Origin of the sequence: Paenibacillus mucilaginosus 3016 (genome assembly GCF_000250655.1) — a bacterium.
GTDB lineage: Bacteria > Bacillota > Bacilli > Paenibacillales > NBRC-103111 > Paenibacillus_G > Paenibacillus_G mucilaginosus.
Map to the genome: position 1 here is coordinate 4,275,526 of NC_016935.1, position 16,300 is coordinate 4,291,825.

Here is a 16,300-nt window from a genome sequence, read left to right on the forward strand (position 1 = left end):
ACATGGTCATCTTAAAAAGCAAACATGAAATCGAGGCCATCCGCAAGGCATGCCAAGTGGTGGCCGAATGCCATCGCGCGGTCGCGCCGCTCATCCAACCGGGCATCACGACCAACGAGATTGAGCGGATCTTCGAAGACATTATCTTGAAGCACGGGGCCAAGCCCTACACGAAGGGCTATAAGGGCTATCAATATGCGACCTGCGCCTCCGTCAACGACGTGATCGCGCATGGCTTCCCGAGTGATAAGCCACTTGAGGAAGGCGATATCGTGACGATCGACACGGTCGCAGAGCTCGACGGCTGGCTCGGCGATTCGGCCTGGAGCTATGCGGTCGGGAAGATCTCGCCGACGGCCGAGAAGCTGATGCGCGTCACGAAGGAATGCCTTGACCTCGGTATCGCGCAGGCGCAGGCCGGCAATCGGCTCGGCGACGTGACGAGCGCGATCCAGCGGCATGCCGAATCGAACGGCTTCGGCGTCGTGCGAGACCTTCTCGCGCATGGCATCGGCCGAGACCTGCACGAGGATCCGAACTATATGCATGTCGGCAAGCCCGGCAAAGGCCTCCGCATCAAGGAAGGCATGGTGTTCACGATCGAGCCCATGATCACCGAAGGCACCTACTACATGACAATCGATGCGGACGGCTGGACCGCGCGGACACTGGATCGCAAGCTCGCCGCACAATACGAGCATACGATTGCCATCACCGCTGAAGGTCCACAGATCCTGACCTCACAATAGAATAATTAGAAGTCGGGCATTGCCTTCTATGAAGCTGGGAACATCACAGTGCCCGTACTCCTCGTGCATGCGGAGTGGGATATCGACGTGCCTCTTGAACTGGCGCAAAGTTTCTTCACTTCCCTGACCGGTGCCGTGTATCGCCGCTGGGTCGAAATTGGTGAAGGAACGCATATGGTGCTGTTAGAGAAAAATAGGCTGCAGGCATTTCAAGCCATTCAAGTCTTCCTGGACGAAGAATATTCGCCGGCACTATAAGCATGTTGCAATCTCAGTGATTCATTTCGATCTCCGAAGGAACAGGGACCCGCATGGGCAAGCAATTTATTGAGCTATACGGCAAAGAATATCTGTTCTTGTCATTTATGCCTAAGGATATATGTTCTTGTCATGCACTTTGGACAAGAACATATATCCTTAACCGGCAACGACGGTAGCCCGGACATCCCTCACCGCACAAGAGGCGAGCAGGTTATCACGACACAAGGACCGTCCGGACATGTTCCGAACGGTCCTTCTATGTGAAATATCAGGGAGTATAACTCGGAGGGGGATTGCTTCGGGGCTAGGATACGCCGCCTTCGGCAAAGGCCTCCCACTCCTCAAGGGATGGACCATATACGCCGGACACGCGCAGACCGGCTTGGCGCATCAGAATCGTCATCTGGCCCCGGTGATGAATCTCGTGAGCGGCGACGGCATACAGCGTCTGGCTGTTGGTCCACTGCTCGCCGTACATATCACACGACTCCTGCAGGGAGGCATCGGTCCATTGGGCCGACAGTGCTTCGAGCAGGCCCTGGCTGGACTGTCTGTAGGCAGCGGCGATCTCCGCTGCGCTCGCCGGCACGGGGGAATCCATGGCAGGAGCATCAAACTTCAGACCGGTACGGGACAGCATCTCATGATGGGAGGTAACGATATGCCAGGCCAACTCTCCAAGGGTACGGTGATTTTCCGCCACCTGCTGCTTCAGCGATTCATCGGTCAGCACATCGAGTAGCTTTTGCGTGGAACCGCTTTCGAAAGTCCAGGTCTGTTTGAACGCTTCGATAGATTGGAACATTTTTATCATCCTCCATTGGATACGGTTGTCCGGTCTTCTGCCGGCAGCTCTGTCCGTTATGCTGGTCCATTTCATCCTATTCCATTTTTTTCTTCTCTGCAAATATTAAATTTTCTTAAAAAAGATGGAACTGGTGTTCTTGTGTCGTGAAAGCCAAAAAGCCCTCTTCTTCTAGCCGGTGCTCCAATTTTTGCTCAATCCGATCGATTTGCTTAGTTTTGGAAACTGCCCGGTACTTTAATGGAGAAAGGCAGCCGATTATCTTAGCTGGCTGCCACGTTGTCCTAATGGAGGCTATCGTTCCCACTTGGTTGAATCTATACCAACTCCGAAATAAACATTGGCATGGCTCCATCCTCTTTGGAAAAACCACATTTATGATAAAAATCCATTGCACTCTTATATGAGATTAATACCTTCGTTTTACATCCTTTATATCTATCCAGCATAATGTCCATCATTTTCTTACCTATTCCTTTTCCCTGATAACTCGGATTGATTAGCATGTAATGGAAATACACGGTTAATACACCATCAGAAAGAGCATTACTAATTCCGATCAGCTTATCCCCATCCCAAGTTGCTACAATCGAATGAGATCCTTTAATGGCTTGTAGAAGTTCGTTTGGATACTTTCCTGATTCCCACTCTACCGAAAGAAATAATTCTTGAAGCGCCTCTTTAGTGATCCCTTCAAGATTCGAAGTGTAACGTATGCTCATCTTCCATACCAGCCTTCATCAAAATTTGACGCTTATGGTGCAGATTTTCTTTACTAAGTATACCGTTAATTTGATGAGCATAGCAGCGCATAGGACTGAGACGCTAGTAGGCCCTCCTCTTGGTACAATGCACGATATTTCAATGTCTGGCTAAATAAGAAGTGGCTTGTCACGGCTCAGTCTTCTTATCTAGATCATTCACTAAGAAGTCCAAAATCTGGCGCACATTCGATTCCACACTGTTCGTGAGCGTATGTATCGTGATTTCCGGATTCACCGGCGGTTCATAGACATCAGAGACACCGGTAAATCCTGCGATCTCACCTTTTCTCGCTTTGGCATATAAGCCTTTCACATCTCTGCGTTCACATTCCGCCAATGGACAATGCAAATACACTTCGACGTAGGACTCCAGCTCCGCTCGTGCATAGTTCCGCATTTCCATATAGGGTGCAATCATAGAGATGATCGTCGTAACCCCATTGCGGTTCAGCAGCTTGCTGATATAGACGGCGCGGCGAATAGTTTCGAGCCGGTCTTCTTTGCCGAACCCAAGCTCTTGTCCTACCTCGCGTCTAAGCTCATCGCCGTCCAAGCATTCGACTCTAATGCCTCTTTCCTTAAGGGCCGCTGTCAGAGCTATGGCCGTCGTTGTTTTACCGGAGCTTGGAAGTCCTGTTAACCATATTGCCGTCCCGACCAATGGCACTGTACCCCTTTACGATAAAATAGCGATCCTCTCAAGTGCGCGGTCTCCGTAAATAGGATCGAACGGCTGCCCCTCCATATGGATGTAGCCTATATAACAGTCACATTGCTTCATACGGCACGGGCTTTCTTTAGAGATGCCTTCCAGCCCATGTTTATACAGATTTCCGATCACTTGACGATCCTTGTAGCAGCGCTTTACGCGTCCGTCTCCTTGGACATAAAACACATTGTACCCGGCACGGCACGGCTTGCCCATACTGTCGTAATCCTTGGCATTAAGGGCAAAGAAAGGGTCCATACGGCTCAAAAACGCTGTATCCTCGGCAGAATAGTAATCCTGCTTATCTTTGTAGGCGTTCACCCACATATACACATCTTCAGGTAATGCCTTCCTTAGGGAGGAAATGGAGTTGAACGCGCTCTTGACACCGACACAGCCTACACTGAACGGGATTTTTTGCTCGTAGAGTTTGCCGCATTGCCGAACAAATCGTTCTTCCTCCGTCTGCCCGGGATGGTAGGTTACCCAGAATGCAGCCGTGACCGGATTCAATTCGCACGTCCAATCGAGCTTTGCGGATAAGTTGGTTTGTATAGCGACTTTATCCACGTGATGCATATGGGACAGCTGGGCCAAGGCTTCCCTGTACCAACGATGCGTAAGTCCCTCACCATAAGGGTTAAAAAACACGGACAGCTGATGTCCCCTGTCCTCCTGATTCCTTACCCAGTCGACAAATGCCTGCACCTGCAGCCGATCCTTAGCCAATGTCTCTTGGCTGTCCGTGTTCTTGCTAAAAGGACAGTACGGGCAGTCGTAATTGCATGAGCTTAAGCTCCCGCGGAAATAAATCGTCGCTTTCATGAGAGCACACAGCTTTCCATGCGGGCCCGTATATCCGGGGAGATGAACCAATCTCCGATGGCGTCGGAGTACATAAGCCCTTCTTCCGTAAGCCGCAGTACCTCATGCTCTACAGCAGCAAGATCCGTATGTACGAGCAGATACAACTCGGGATAATCGATGAGAGGCGACGAGGTGAACCTATCCACATAGCTGCTCAACGCCAAGCCTTCCGTATGAAGCAGCGCTTTCAGTATAAAGCGGCGCTGCTGGTCATCCCTGCTTAGCACAATGCCGTAATCTGCATGGGTGTAATCGGCTGCAGCCACATAGTCGGCTATGATGCTTGCTGTAGCTGAACGTCCTACGCTGTATCGCGAGGAATAATGGACCGATCTTGTGTAAGATCGTGCACCGCAGCCGAGTCCAATCATACCTTCCTCCTGGCAGCCATATGGAAGCAAGGATTTCCCCGACCCCGCTTCCGCTTTGGCGAATCTCCGCATAGAGTACTGGGTATACCCGCTTGCAAGCATACGTTCCCGCGCCGCGCTGTAGAATCTTACCCTCTGATCCTCGCCGCTCTGCCTGATCTGCTCTGGCTTTACAATCGTGTGCTCACGAGTGTACAGCGGATAAATAAAGATCTCCTCCGGCTCATAAGACAGCGCTCTGTCCAGCGAATAGATCCATGAATCAAGGGTTTGACCGGGAAGGCCATAAATCAGATCCAGATTAAGGATGGGAAAATGGTGCAGCTTGAGCTGTTCCAGAGCCCTTTCCACTTCCTGCGGTTTTTGCGGACGATAGATCGCTTCCGCTTCCGACTCGATGAAGCTTTGAATGCCCATGCTTACCCGATCCACCTGCCTGCTCTTTAAAATGGCTAGGCGTTCATCGGTTACCGTCTCGGGAGATGTCTCTACCGAGATGGAAGCTTGAACGGGATCCATGCCTATGACATGCTGAGCAATATGGAACAACCGATCAAGCTGGAGGGGCTCGAGTAAAGTCGGCGTTCCGCCTCCGATCGCGAATCGGGCAACCGGCTTTTTCTGAATGAACGGCGCCCATTGTGCAGCTTGTCTTTCCAAAGCATCCACGTATTCGGCATGTACATTGGCCCTCTTGTCAGGCAATGTGAATAAATTGCAAAAGCCGCAGCGAGCCCCGCAAAACGGGATATGCATATACAAAAAGAACGTATTCGCCAGTTCTTGGCTCCACAGATCCGATAGCGGCAGCTTCGTCTCCAATGCTCGATAGGAGGTTTTGTGCGGATAAGAATACAGATAAGACCGGTAAGGCTCTAGTGTCAGGTTGTCCTTCCAGCTGCGCAGAGCCTCCGGACTCTGGATGATGTCCCGATAATTAGGGTAGGCCGTATGGCTCACTATGATCTCCTCCTCTCCCCTTACAAAATAAATTCGCGATAAGGCACGTTCCACACGACTTCATGGGCAAGCCTGTGGCCGTTGTAGCCATCTTCACCGAAGGCGGTGCCGTGATCCGAGAACGCCATGCAGAATACAGGCCGTTCCCGTTCTCTGAAGGCCTGAAATAATCGGCCAAGTTCACCGTCAACATATCGGAGTGCCGCGCGCTGCGTCTCAACCGAGTCTTTTTTCGCTCCAGGCACAAAATAATGATTCGGCCCATGAATCGCTGATATATTCATAAACAGAAACAAACGCTCTGTCTTCTCGTAATTGTGCAGCAGCTTGATGGCATGGTTCACCTGATGCTCGGTAGAGCGTGGATTCGTAACCCCAAAGTTCATTCTCCAATAGCTTTCCTGGAAATAGCCGGGAAGCACTCTGGCCAGCGGAACTTTCTTCGTGAAAAAGATGACTCCGCCAATACAGATCGTACGGTAGCCCTCTGCCTGCAATCCGGAAACGATATCCGTTGAGTCAAATTGCCATGTATAGGGATGGACATTGAATCCCGTATTCTTCGAATGAAACAATCGAACATGCTCTGACTTATGGGTCGTAGCCGGGGTTGGCAGAAATCCGCCAAAGAAAGCGTGATGCGCTGCATAAGTGAAACTGCCCGGCGTGTGCCGCTTTTCCCAAGGTCCGCCGCCGCACAAATTCGGGCAGTTTGCTTCCTCCATTACGGCGGCGTCATAGCGCAGCGTATCCAGTGTAATCATGAGAATATCATGACTGCCTACAATTTCATTCATGTTAAACATGGTGGGGATCCCCTTCCATTCAGATAGTCGAAGGGAGTGTAGCCATTCTCATTTCCCATTCATAGGGGTCATGTCCTTCATAATGACTATGATATAGTAAATCTCCGAACGGATTGACATCCAATACATAAGGTCGAAAGGATGTGCTGCTCAATAATACATCTATGCCTGCAACAGTAGAACGTGGAAATGCCGATAGCGTCTGTTCGGCACTTTGCCGCACGGCAGCCTGAAGATCGTCAGGCAGGCCCATCTCATCCAAGCGGAATCGGGCGCTGTTGAGATGCAGGTTCGTTATAGGTGTTCTGCTTGCCCTGGCAATACTGTGACAAGCCTTCCCTGCTACGACAAGCTGCCGAATATCGAAAGCGCGATCCCTGTAAGACGCTTTCGGAATCCATTGTTCTACATGAGCGCCATGCCCCAATAACCAGTTGATGATTTGGCGGATGACATGGCGTTCTTTATAGTTCACCAGCTTTTTGACGTTATAAAATAACGGAGGTCTGGTTTGATAGCTCTGCACACCTATCGTAGTCACGGCCGATTCCGCCCCCGTAGCGGGGTTGACTTGGTACGCCATGACTCCGCATGCGCCGGAACCTGAGGCCAGCTTAATGAATAAACGGTGCATTCGTTCATTTGCCATAGCCTCCCGCAGTGTATCGTAATCCGGAATGGCTTCCGGCGCAGCTAATCTTCTGGGCGCCGGCAATCGGGCTGCTGATAAGATCTGGTGCGTGCGCCTCTTATCGAACATCGCGGCAATATCCTCAGGAGCATTCATCCATCGCGGCGTCTCCCACAGCTGTATAGCCTCCCTGTCCAGTCGGGACAACAGCCTGCAATACCCGCGAAACCACTGGGAAGGATGGTACAGCTTGCCCTTGATTTCCTTCAATCCATGGGCCATCCTAACCGGAATAGGCTGAACAACGCTCTTGTTATACCAAAGCCATCGCTCGTCTATAGGGAGGCTTGCCGCATCGGGGGCGCCAAGTGCAATAAGCTCACGTTCCACTTCAAAATGCTCCCCTGGTGCGTCGAGCCGCAGCAAGGGCGGTTCATCCATAGATCGTCCCAGACTTTGTGCAATCGAACTCAAGGATGCTCTTCCCTGAAGCACATCGATATAATTCAATACATGTGCCGGCGGTAACCCCAGCCGGGCCCTTGCCGCTTGCAGTCCGGCTGTTCTTCTATTATCGGCATTGCCAATAACAATCATCGATTCCATTGTTATTCCGTTAATGAAGGATAGCGGTAATCCTCGTCATCATCCGAATCCTGCTGATCGCTGATATCTACGCTCAGGCCTGACTGCTTCCAACGATCCATCATTTCATCCGACATGTAATGATAGCTTAAATCAAGATGCTGCAGTTTCTTTATCTTTTCACTATTCATAAGTGCTTCTGCTCCAGCATCCGTTAACGTACCCATGGAAAGATCCAGCGTATGTAGTCCATCAAGAATAGGTGCATTGGCTACAGCCATAGCAATTTCATCTTGGATTTCACTGTCTTTGAGCCCAAGATAGGTGAGCTGGGGGAATTTCCCTGGCTCGATCAGAGCGAGAACATCTTCGAGGCTCCCGTCAAATCCATAGTCTTCAACCCCCAGATAAAGCTCCAGCTTCTTCAGGTTTTTGAAACTGCCTTCGCTGATGCTGGTAATGACGTCTTTTCCAAGTCCGCCGCAAATGATCGTAAGCGCCTCCAGCTTGTCATGGTGAGCAGGATCTATGCTGAGACCTGTGCTTCCTTTAATCGTTAGTGAACTAAGCTCGGGATAAGCAGAGAGAATCGGTCCCAGGTTGGATTGATTAATCCAGGAGACCTCACATTCTTCAGAGGACATATCGCCAATAAACAAGCTGCGCAGCTGCGGGAAGCGGTCTTTCAACCGAACAAGCGCTTCCACAATTTCGCCGGAATCATTCTCGTAGGCGCCGCCCCAGTCACCGATGATGAGACTTTCAAGCTGTAAGCTCTCATCTTTGCTTGCAAGCTCCTCTATTAAATCTACAATGTTGACTCCATTCTCATATTGGTCATAATCGACAGATAGTTTACATTCGGACATAAGAAAACCTCCTGGAAATGAATGCTAACCTTTCATTCATTATAAGATTCACTCGCACGGATTTCAAACGTATACCCTATCCTATGCTCATTTAGAATCTCACAGACGAAGAGATGATAGCTCGGATACGTTGGCCAATAAAACGGACTGCCGTTGGGCGGTCCGTTGTACCCATGTGTTGTCGATTTAAGTATTAGACTGACGCGGTAAAGGAAACAGCAGCAGCCATGGACGAGAAAATAAAGTCCTAGACTGCTGCTGTTTCTTTGAACAAACATTCCCAGCTGGATCGTAATGTTCAAAGTGATTCGGGTTTTTTGGGCCGATTAACCTTTCTCTCGCAATCTAATTCAGGGAGACAAGATAGTCGGCAAGCTTATCGAAAGCACCCTCAAGATCTTGTTGAAGCTTTGGTGCCATACCCTTGTAGGTTTCTTGTTCCTCAGCGGAAGCGTTCACAGGGTAACCTTTCAGTTTTAAAACAGTTTTACCTTCGTCATCTTCTAGCGTTATGATATTCATAATTTCAAGAGGCCAGCTCACGCTAAAAGGCGCTCGGACCGTATTGCCTTGCTCATCGGAAAAGGATTGAATATAAGCCACTTTCTCAGGTTCGACAACCTCTTGGTATGCAAATTTTCTCCACATCACCAGATTTCCGTCAGGAGACGTCTGAATACCTAAAAACTCGCCGCCTGATCGAGCGTCCATGTTAACGACTTCGAGGGTGCCCCCCTTTGGTCCCCACCATTTTGTGAAATGCCCGGGCTCTGTCCATGCTTTAAATACGAGTTCGCGAGGGGCATCGAATACACGCGTAAATGCAATTTCGAACGATGGATTCAGATTGTTATCCATGAAAAGCCTCCTTTAACTCGATAATTGTTACCAGCTTCCAAATCAAAATGTAAACGCCTGCATGTTGGGGTTCGTACAGACTGTTTTTCCCTTTCTTGCACATCGTTAAAAAGTAATCTGTCAGATACGTAAACCGTTGGCGAGGATGGATAGAATTCCTCTCACTGTAAAACTCCTACAAGTATTTTACCATGACGTGTCCATCCGCACTACGGCGGCTGCTGCCACCGGACGGGATTTTGTGGATATGTTAAAAGGAGCTGCAGCCATGCAGCTCCTCCTCCGCACCCAACGCGGCTTTTCTTACTTTTCCTCGTATGTTTGAATTAGCTAGGCTCAAAAAAAGCGATTGATCTCCGCTAAATCACCCACAGCTCCAATAACCGAAGCAAACCGCATGGTTTGTCTCTGATTCGGCTCATAAGACGGCCATGGGATGAAGACGCCAGGATTGCCAGTTCGTATAAACCCGATCCAGGCGCTGCGAATAGCAGTTGATAAGTCAGCAACCACTTCTGAACTGGCCCCTTGTAATATCGGTGCATCTTTGCTGGCCTCGAAATTTCCGAATACAAACGGCACTTCCAAGCCATGGCAGGCTTTATAAGGAGATCCAGGCGGTGCCCAATCCAACTGATAAACCCAAGTACGAGAGCCTGTTTGATAAACTGCTTCTGCTAACCTTAGAGAGGGGAACCGGAAAATATAGTCCGTCATCAGGTCAGAGAGCAGATCGGCAGTTGTGCTGCCCGGCCGACGCCTGCGGTATCGCTCGATGGCTTCTTCTGTCCCGGTCAAAGCAGCAAAATGCTCATTCACCAAAGCGGGATCAAGGCCCTTGACGCTCCCCAAATAAACATGGGCCTCCTCTCGATTGGTACCAATAATGAGATCAATTCCTGCTTCACCGGCACCTTTTGCAGCCATCTCAATAAAACGGTCTGTCGTAGAAAGATGATCGAAAACAGGCATAAAAGGAAGATTGATTTGACCCAAACGTGAAATGTCTTGAGCCAATTTCCCCGACGCTTGTATGATTTGTACAGGAGGTATGGTGTTCAACTGTCTGATGATTTCTTCTGGACTTCTTTGATCGACATTCAAGAGATCCAGCAGCCGTTTTCCCAACTCAAATGCTTTTGCTTCGGATAAAGGTGAAATACTTGCAACTGCACTTTGCAGAATAGCCCTTTGGAAAAGACCACGAGCCTCCGGCATGGCCAATAGGCACATGATGGCATGTGCTCCCGCGGATTGCCCCATCACTGTGACCTGATCAGGATCACCGCCAAAACACTCAATATGGTCTTGAACCCATCTTAGAGCAGTGAGGATATCCGAAATCCCCATAATTCCATCGCTAACTTCAGGGTAATACAAGAAGCCCAACGCACCAAGCCGGTAATTGACGCCTACGGTAACCATGTTTCCATCCTTAGCAAGCTGCGCTCCATCGTACCAGTCCAGCGAACCTGCGCCGGTCATGTAACTTCCGCCATGCAGCCAAACGACAACCGGCCGTTTTTCCTGGTCCATGGCAGGTGTGGAGATCGTAAGAGACAGACAATCTTCCCCTTGTGGCGGTTCATAAGCATCTCTGACGACATGACGCAGGGGGTGAGGGGGCTGCGGCGCAATCGAGCCATGCCTACTTGCGTCCCGAATTCCCGTCCAAGGCAAAACAGGGCGTGCTGGAGAAAAGCGGAGAGCACCTATGGGGGCCTCGGCATAAGGAACACCCCGAAATTGAAATACATCTTTCCATCGAATACCTTGAAGGAAGCCAAGGGAGATTTGAACAATCTGCGATTCGTTTCTCATAGAAATGCACTCCTTTACATGTAATTCAGCTAAACGGATTTGGTACGCCGCTCGCCTGCATCATGCTGCCGTCTCCACAGCCGGGCATACAGGCCATGGGCCGAAAGCAATTCGTCATGGCGGCCTTGCTCCACGACCCGCCCTTGATCCAGTACGACAATTCGGTCGGCATGCTGTACGGTCTTGAGCCGATGAGCGACGACGATGACGGTTCGGCCCCGAACCAGCCGATCGATCGCTTTCTGAATCTCCGCTTCGTTCCCGGGATCCAGAGAAGCTGTTGCTTCATCGAGGAGAAGGATCGGCGCATTTTTCAGCATCGCCCTGGCAATGGAGATCCGCTGTTTTTCACCGCCCGACAAGGTGCTCCCGCCTTCACCGACCATCGTGTCGTAACCGTTTGGCAGTTTCAGGATAAAATCGTGACAGCAGGCAAGCCGTGCCGCTTCCTCGATTTCCTCACGCGTCGCGCTGCTTCGTCCGAACCGGATATTGGCTGCAATCGTATCCTGAAAGAGGTATACATCCTGAAATACCATGGATACTTTGTGCAGCAGCGCTTCCGGGTCCATGGCACGCAGATCCTCCCCGCCCATCGTTACCACTCCCTTTTCCGGGTCGTAAAAACGGGCAATGAGCCGAAGAATGGTGCTTTTGCCGCTGCCCGAAGGGCCGACGAATGCGGTGAAGGAGCCTGCCGGTATGCTTACGCTCACGTCTCGCAGGACCGGTTGATCCCGATAGCCGAACGTAACCTGCTTCAACTCGACATCATGATCTGCAGGCGGCTGCCGTTCTCCTTGCATGACCGGCTCCCGCAAAAGCTGCACGATGCGTTCACCCGCCTGCTCGCAGTAGCGAAGCTCCGCATAACCGGCGAGTGCTGTTGTTAGCGGATCGAAAATTCGGGTTCCGATGATCAGGAACGCGACGAAGGTCGTCACTTCCAGGCTTCCGCCGAGCAGCAGATGAACACCAGCCATGGTCATCAGGGTCAGGCCGGCGCGTACACAGGCCATCGCGCTCAGCACAATGGGCCCCAGCAGTCCTTCCAGGCGGATGCTCTGCCGCATCAATTCACTGAATGACCGTTCCAGCCGGACAAAACGTTCTCCGGTCAAGTTATAAGCCTTGATCACCCGGATCCCATTCAAGTATTCCTGCAGCCGGTTGGAAGCTTCGATCTTGGCACGTACATGCTGCGAGCCGAGCTTGCGCTGGATGCCGGACGTCAAGAGCACCAGCCCTATTGCCGCAGGCAGCGCTGCGAACAGGGAAAGCGCCAAGCGCCAGTCGAGGAATGACAGGCCGATTAAGGCCAGAACCGGCATGACGGCGGCTCCGATCAACTGCGGAACCAAATGGGAAATGCCATGTTCCAGCATCGCAAAATCGCCCGTCATCCTATGGGCAAGTTCGCCTGGATCGCGTTTGTTCAGGTACCCCAGCGGCAGCTTGCGCAAATGCTCGGCCAGCCGCGACCGTCCCTCCGCCGCCGCGCTGTATGCGTCGCGGTATTGGGCGCGGTAGGCGGGAATTTCGAAGATGAACAAGAGAAGGAGCGAAACCGCCAGCCCGATGCATACCCACCAGAGCCGTGCCGTATCGAGCGGGATACCGGGATGGACAAACGGGTCAAAGATCAATCTCGCCGCTTCCACGAGCAGCGCGAAAGGGATGACGGCCGCCAGATTGGCAGCGGTCGTGTATACAACGGGTTTGATCAACGAGCGTGGATTATCCGCTGTAATGTTTCGCAGCATGTTCATGATCATGTTCACCGTACGCCTCCCCTTTGCCCAAATGCCATTGTGCCGCATGGCGATAGGAACGCCACATGCTGGCGTACAAGCCGTTAGCCGAGACGAGATCTTCGTGCCTTCCCCGCTCGATGATTCTCCCGTTTTCCATCACGAGAATTTGGTCCGCCTCCCGAATGGTGGACAGGCGGTGAGCGATGACGATGACCGTCTTGTTTTTCATGAGCGCGGTCAGCGCCAGCTGCATCTCATGCTCGTTCTCCGGATCGGCGAACGCCGTCGCTTCATCGAGCACAAGGACGGGGGCGTTTTTCAGGATCGCTCTGGCGACGACGATCCGCTGCTCCTCCCCGCCGGACAAATAGACGCCGCCTTCTCCAATCCGTGTGTCATACCCATGCGGAAGGTTCTCGATGAACGTCTGGCACTGCGCCGCCTTCGCCGCGGCGTACACTTCCTCCGGCCGCGCGTCCGGCCGCCCTACCGCGATATTACTGTATACGGTATCGTAGAACAAAAACGATTCCTGAAACACGAATGCGACGGTGTTCATCAGATCGGGGCCCGGCATGTCACGGATATCCACACCGCCGATGCGGATGGTTCCCTTGTTCACATCCCAGAAACGAGGAACGAGATTGGCAGCCGTCGATTTGCCCGCTCCCGACGGACCGACGAGCGCCGTCACTTCCCCTTGGCGGGCGGTAAAGGTAATGTCCGTAAGCGCATTGCGGTCTGCCGGCTCCTTGCCATACGAAAAATAGACATGATCAAAGGAAACATCGAATGCCATCGGCCGCCTCGGACGCTCCGGCTCCGGCACCTGCCCCTCCGTCAATATGCGGTCGATGCGCTGAACGCCTTCGTGAATATCTCTAATCGTTTCAGCCAGGAACATGATTTTAAACATCGGGGCGGATAGGCCCGGAGCCATGACCAGGAAGAACAGCAGAACGGAGGAGAACGTGACGCTTCCGGGATAGCGGCTTACTAACAGTACGCCGACAGGCAGGATAAACGCGGCAAGTGACCCGAGAATCACCTTAAACGTCAAAGATCCGTATTGAAATTGATCGGTTAATTTCACCCCGTAGTCACGATAGCGGATCATGTCCTCATAAAATTGGCGAAACGATTGCACAGTCTGTCCGAACACCTTGACGGCCGGCATCCCCCGCACATACTGGACGGCGGAAGCATTCATCCTCTCCAGCGAATCATGGCACTGTCTGAGGTTTTCTTTCGTCTTCGGTCCGCTGATCAACGCGATCTGAACCGCAAAACCGAGGATCATCGGCACGACGCACGCAAGCGCCAGCCAAACATTCAGCGTAAACATCACGGCAATCATCAGGACCGCTGTCACGGCAGCATGAACGAAATCCGGCAGGTGATGAGCAATAAACGTTTCCACCTTCTCCACGTTCTGTTCCAGCGTTGTCTTGACGGCCCCCGTCGAAGTCCCGTTCAGCCAGCCGAGCGGAAGCTTGCCGATGTGACCGGAAAGCTTAACCCGGAGACCGTAAAGAATACGAAATGCGGCGATATGAGATAGCATTCCCCCCGCGTACGTCGTGACCAAGCCGGCTGCGAGGCCGATGAAAGCGATCACGCCAAGGCGGATCATCTTTGCACCGTCTGCTGAAGCCGGGGACGCTGCATGCTCCAGCAACTCTTTCAAAATAAAATAGACGGAAGCATAAGGCACCAGCATGCAAACGGCGCTAAGTGAAGACAGCAGGCTGGAGGCGATGAGTAGTCCGCGCTTCTCTCCGGCGATTTCCAGCAATCGGGGCACCCCCGTTTTTTGGGTCATTGTTCTCCCTCCCTCATGTATCCATCCGAATGCATACCCAAAATTCGCTTGAAATAAGAATACAGCCTGAATGGATTCCTTCTCTACCGCTGGACGGAGTATTTTCGCGGCTGCAGGGAGTTATCGATCCAAACCAAAAAAGACCGCCTAGGAGAGCAGCCTTTCATTCAAAAATGTTCAAGAACATCCATGCCGCAAATCAAAATGAACGTCTGCGTAAGTGTCCGGGATTCACGCCGTACTTGTCCCGAAACGCTTCCGAAAAGGAACTGGGGTTGGAATAGCCTACCGTAAGGGACGTTTCCATCACATTCAAATCTCCTTGCTGTAAAAGGAGAAAGGCTTTTTCCAGACGCTTTTCCCGCAAATAACCAAATACGGTCGTTCCGTACAGTTCTTTAAAGCCCATTTTTAATTTATTGTCATTCAGGCCAATCATGCGGGACAGTTCGATCAGCGAGGGGGGATTCGCCATCCGTTCCAATAGGATATCGCGTGCCCGCTGCAGTTTTTGCTTATCCATGGTGGATAATCTAAGAAGCTTCGGCTCGAAAAGAAACGATTGAAAGGCCGACCATAGGAGTTCCAGCACACTGCTCTCCAGCTCCAGGTTTTTCATGCGGCAGCTTTGCACGGATTGAGTCAACCGTCTAATGATTACGTCAGCCGCCGGATCGATGGATTCCTGAAAAAGGCGAAATGGCTTTCTCCCGAGCAGGCTGGAGAAGTCAGTATTCCTGGCACCCGAGTAATCCTCCATGTAATGATGGAAGGTCGAAATGGGAATCCCGATGGACAACGCCTGATAAGGCTGATTCCCTGTAAACTCGAACTGCACACTCCCTTCGTCGACGAGCTGGAGCACGCACATCCCGGGAACAAATTCATATTGATTCCGTTCGACATGGAGGACTCTTGTACCTTGCATACAATAGTGAAGCTCAACCATTGGCGTTTTTGTCGTCAGCGGCATCAGGAAATCGCTGTGAAACGTCAAGTCTTCAAACACGATATCAAGATCGGGGCGAGGAATAAGTCGATGAAGGGTTCCCGATCCGATTTGCGGCTGCACAGTCATGGGTTCCGAACCATATGATCGCTGCTGCTGCAGCCCGAATTCGTCGAAAAACAAATGAAAGTTATGATGGAAGTCTTCCATTAAGGTTCTACTCCGTTTCGACCAATACCAAGTACTGGTACATAAGATCATTAACGAAAATCTGGCTTGCTGCTGGATCCTAGTCTGTGCATCTCGCCTCTCATAACCTGCAAGCAAATTGCGGGGGAACCTCCGGGTCTCCACCATCCTTATAACTAAGACCGAACTGCACTAAACGGAACGCCTTCCCCAATGCACTTCTCCATTATATTCATAGTAGCATTCAAACTTCACGCATACCAGAGGATCTTTCCCTATGCCTGTCCTCACTTTCCTACTTGAATAGGATCAAAGCAGCGATTAACAGGAGCAAAACGATGACTGCGGATCCAACCACTTTTATCCAGCGTGGTGTTGTATAAGGCTCGGTGCTGCTTTTGTATTCCAGCTGCTTACGCCATCCATACCTGGTCATACCTTTTGGTTTGTACACCGACAAGACTGCTGCCACAAGCACGATCAGAAAATTCGTGGAATAACCTTGTATTTTCTTACTGATGAGGCTCTGT

Annotated in this window: 15 protein-coding genes; 2 read left to right on the top strand and 13 right to left on the bottom strand. The window is 51.3% G+C overall.

Going from position 1 to position 16,300, the window contains the following annotated elements; all coding sequences use genetic code 11:
• Nucleotides 1-2 precede the first annotated feature (2 nt).
• The gene (gene map / locus PM3016_RS18465) at nt 3-749 is read left to right on the top strand and encodes a type I methionyl aminopeptidase (RefSeq protein WP_013917987.1); all 747 of its coding nucleotides are present in this window, start codon (nt 3-5) and stop codon (nt 747-749) included.
• Between the two features lie 87 nt (nt 750-836).
• Nucleotides 837-1,007 carry an alpha/beta fold hydrolase gene (locus PM3016_RS18470; RefSeq protein WP_236628489.1) on the top strand — a complete coding sequence of 57 codons (171 nt, stop codon included), beginning with the start codon at nt 837-839 and terminating at the stop codon, nt 1,005-1,007.
• Nucleotides 1,008-1,314: 307 nt separating this feature from the next.
• Here PM3016_RS18470 and PM3016_RS18475 read toward each other — a convergent pair whose 3' ends face one another.
• The 13 genes from PM3016_RS18475 to PM3016_RS18535 all read right to left on the bottom strand — a co-directional run bounded on the left by PM3016_RS18475 (nt 1,315) and on the right by PM3016_RS18535 (nt 15,791).
• Nucleotides 1,315-1,815 carry a DinB family protein gene (locus PM3016_RS18475; RefSeq protein WP_013917989.1) on the bottom strand — a complete coding sequence of 167 codons (501 nt, stop codon included), beginning with the start codon at nt 1,813-1,815 and terminating at the stop codon, nt 1,315-1,317.
• Nucleotides 1,816-2,132: 317 nt separating this feature from the next.
• The gene (locus PM3016_RS18480; protein ID WP_014370477.1) at nt 2,133-2,537 is read right to left on the bottom strand and encodes a GNAT family N-acetyltransferase; all 405 of its coding nucleotides are present in this window, start codon (nt 2,535-2,537) and stop codon (nt 2,133-2,135) included.
• 169 nt (nt 2,538-2,706) lie between these two features.
• The gene (cysC, locus tag PM3016_RS18485; protein WP_236628490.1) at nt 2,707-3,246 is read right to left on the bottom strand and encodes an adenylyl-sulfate kinase; all 540 of its coding nucleotides are present in this window, start codon (nt 3,244-3,246) and stop codon (nt 2,707-2,709) included.
• A gap of 9 nt (nt 3,247-3,255) precedes the next feature.
• On the bottom strand, nt 3,256-4,113 hold the full coding sequence (locus PM3016_RS18490; RefSeq protein ID WP_014370479.1) for an STM4011 family radical SAM protein: 858 nt from the start codon (nt 4,111-4,113) through the stop codon (nt 3,256-3,258).
• Nucleotides 4,110-5,486, bottom strand: a complete 1,377-nt coding sequence (locus PM3016_RS18495; protein ID WP_014370480.1) for an STM4012 family radical SAM protein — start codon at nt 5,484-5,486, stop codon at nt 4,110-4,112. The genes PM3016_RS18490 and PM3016_RS18495 overlap by 4 nt, the downstream gene beginning before the upstream one ends.
• Before the next feature lie 20 nt (nt 5,487-5,506).
• Nucleotides 5,507-6,292 (bottom strand): STM4013/SEN3800 family hydrolase, encoded by a 786-nt coding sequence (locus PM3016_RS18500; RefSeq protein WP_014370481.1) that lies wholly within the window; start codon nt 6,290-6,292, stop codon nt 5,507-5,509.
• A gap of 19 nt (nt 6,293-6,311) precedes the next feature.
• Nucleotides 6,312-7,529, bottom strand: a complete 1,218-nt coding sequence (locus PM3016_RS18505) for an STM4014 family protein (RefSeq protein WP_014370482.1) — start codon at nt 7,527-7,529, stop codon at nt 6,312-6,314.
• A gap of 2 nt (nt 7,530-7,531) precedes the next feature.
• A complete protein-coding gene (locus PM3016_RS18510) occupies nt 7,532-8,377 on the bottom strand; it encodes an STM4015 family protein (protein WP_014370483.1) in 846 nt (281 codons plus the stop codon).
• A gap of 345 nt (nt 8,378-8,722) precedes the next feature.
• Nucleotides 8,723-9,235: an SRPBCC domain-containing protein gene (locus PM3016_RS18515; RefSeq protein WP_014370484.1), complete on the bottom strand. Its 513-nt coding sequence runs from the start codon at nt 9,233-9,235 to the stop codon at nt 8,723-8,725.
• Between the two features lie 336 nt (nt 9,236-9,571).
• A complete protein-coding gene (locus PM3016_RS18520; RefSeq protein WP_014370485.1) occupies nt 9,572-11,056 on the bottom strand; it encodes a carboxylesterase/lipase family protein in 1,485 nt (494 codons plus the stop codon).
• A 29-nt stretch (nt 11,057-11,085) separates the two neighbouring features.
• The gene (locus PM3016_RS18525; RefSeq protein WP_041619470.1) at nt 11,086-12,825 is read right to left on the bottom strand and encodes an ABC transporter ATP-binding protein; all 1,740 of its coding nucleotides are present in this window, start codon (nt 12,823-12,825) and stop codon (nt 11,086-11,088) included.
• Complete coding sequence (locus PM3016_RS18530) at nt 12,794-14,632, bottom strand: ABC transporter ATP-binding protein (protein ID WP_014370487.1); 1,839 nt, start codon at nt 14,630-14,632, stop codon at nt 12,794-12,796. The genes PM3016_RS18525 and PM3016_RS18530 overlap by 32 nt, the downstream gene beginning before the upstream one ends.
• Before the next feature lie 199 nt (nt 14,633-14,831).
• A complete protein-coding gene (locus PM3016_RS18535; RefSeq protein WP_013918004.1) occupies nt 14,832-15,791 on the bottom strand; it encodes a helix-turn-helix transcriptional regulator in 960 nt (319 codons plus the stop codon).
• Nucleotides 15,792-16,300 lie beyond the last annotated feature (509 nt).

Excerpts from the sequence above, each read along its gene's own strand:
- map (WP_013917987.1), top strand. The coding sequence starts at position 3 with ATGGTCATCTTAAAAAGCAAACATGAAATCGAGGCCATCCGCAAGGCA.
- PM3016_RS18475 (WP_013917989.1), bottom strand. The coding sequence starts at position 1,815 with ATGTTCCAATCTATCGAAGCGTTCAAACAGACCTGGACTTTCGAAAGC.
- PM3016_RS18480 (WP_014370477.1), bottom strand. The coding sequence starts at position 2,537 with ATGAGCATACGTTACACTTCGAATCTTGAAGGGATCACTAAAGAGGCG.
- PM3016_RS18490 (WP_014370479.1), bottom strand. The coding sequence starts at position 4,113 with ATGAAAGCGACGATTTATTTCCGCGGGAGCTTAAGCTCATGCAATTAC.
- PM3016_RS18500 (WP_014370481.1), bottom strand. The coding sequence starts at position 6,292 with ATGTTTAACATGAATGAAATTGTAGGCAGTCATGATATTCTCATGATT.
- PM3016_RS18505 (WP_014370482.1), bottom strand. The coding sequence starts at position 7,529 with ATGGAATCGATGATTGTTATTGGCAATGCCGATAATAGAAGAACAGCC.
- PM3016_RS18510 (WP_014370483.1), bottom strand. The coding sequence starts at position 8,377 with ATGTCCGAATGTAAACTATCTGTCGATTATGACCAATATGAGAATGGA.
- PM3016_RS18515 (WP_014370484.1), bottom strand. The coding sequence starts at position 9,235 with ATGGATAACAATCTGAATCCATCGTTCGAAATTGCATTTACGCGTGTA.
- PM3016_RS18520 (WP_014370485.1), bottom strand. The coding sequence starts at position 11,056 with ATGAGAAACGAATCGCAGATTGTTCAAATCTCCCTTGGCTTCCTTCAA.
- PM3016_RS18525 (WP_041619470.1), bottom strand. The coding sequence starts at position 12,825 with ATGAACATGCTGCGAAACATTACAGCGGATAATCCACGCTCGTTGATC.
- PM3016_RS18530 (WP_014370487.1), bottom strand. The coding sequence starts at position 14,632 with ATGACCCAAAAAACGGGGGTGCCCCGATTGCTGGAAATCGCCGGAGAG.
- PM3016_RS18535 (WP_013918004.1), bottom strand. The coding sequence starts at position 15,791 with ATGGAAGACTTCCATCATAACTTTCATTTGTTTTTCGACGAATTCGGG.